Source organism: Desulfovibrio sp. 6_1_46AFAA (genome assembly GCF_000224635.1).
GTDB lineage: Bacteria > Desulfobacterota > Desulfovibrionia > Desulfovibrionales > Desulfovibrionaceae > Desulfovibrio > Desulfovibrio fairfieldensis.
In genome coordinates this window covers 1-1135 of the sequence record NZ_JH114310.1, presented here as the reverse complement: position 1 = coordinate 1135, position 1135 = coordinate 1, and the positions used below count along the sequence as shown (strand labels likewise).

General features: G+C 61.0%; 1 protein-coding gene. It reads left to right on the top strand.

Annotation, left to right across the window (positions count from 1 at the left end; genetic code table 11):
* Positions 1 to 1135, top strand: a 1135-nt coding sequence (locus tag HMPREF1022_RS16355) for a hemagglutinin repeat-containing protein (protein WP_035062184.1), incomplete at both ends; no start/stop codon positions are given.

The following is a 1135-nucleotide window of genomic DNA, read 5'->3' as shown; positions in this document are numbered from 1 at the left end:
CCGTGGCCGCCAGCGGCAACGTCAACGTGGCCTCGGCCCAGGACACCTACTTTTACAGTTATTCCAAATCCTCCACCGGCGCGCTGGGACTGAGTTCCTCGTCCAAAAAGGAAGGTAAGGCCACCGTGACTCAGGTGGAATCCAACCTCATCGGCCGGAATGTCACCCTGGACGCAGGCAAGAGCGTCAGCGTCACGGCCTCCAACCTGGCCGCCGTGGACAATATCAACCTCACGGCCCGCGACGGCGACGTGGCCGTTGTGGACGGCAAAAACCAGTCCACGTCCTGGTATTACAAAAAGCAGACCGGCTTCGGCCTGGGCGGGGGCGGCTCCTTTACGAGCTTCTACGGCACCGAGGGCAAAAAAGAGCAAAGCGCGGGCAGCACCAGCAAGGGCTCGGCACTGGCCGCCGGACAGGACATCACGCTCACGGCCTCGCGCGACGCGGCCATTGTGGGTTCCAGCCTCAGCGCGGGCAATAACGTGACCATCAATGCCGGACGGGACGCCAACATTCTCGGCGGCGCCAACACCTCCTCCCACAGCAAGGAAAAATTTGCCTCCGGCTTCGGCGTGGAAGGCATCCTGGGCCTGGACAAGACCAGCTTCTTCATGGGTTATCAGGAAACGGCCAAGGGCAACGCCAAGGCCAACACGCAAAACGCGGCCAGCCAGATCACGGCCAATAACGACATCACGGTCAATGCCGGGCAGAACGTCAACATGGCCGGTTCCCGGCTGGCCGCGGCCCAGGATTTGAACATGGCCGCGGGCAAGGATATTAACCTCCTCCAAGCCACGGACACGGCCAGCGCCAGCGCCTATGAAAAAACACTGCGCGCGGGCCTGAGCCTTGAGTTAACTCAAAACCTGACCAGCACAGCTAAGAAGGCCTACACGACCGGCAATGAAGCCGTCAGCAATCTGAACAACAAGGATATCATCGGTGCCGGAGAAAAAGCCTATGACGCCTACAACAGCGCGCAAGCTCTGGCCAATCCAAATGCTTCGGCAAGTCTGACCCTGGGCGTAAGCTCCTCCTGGAGCAGCAGCCAAAGCCACAGCGCCACCGCCGTGCCGGATCAGTTGTCAGCGGGCACCGACATGACTCTGGCCGCCGGGCAGGACATAAA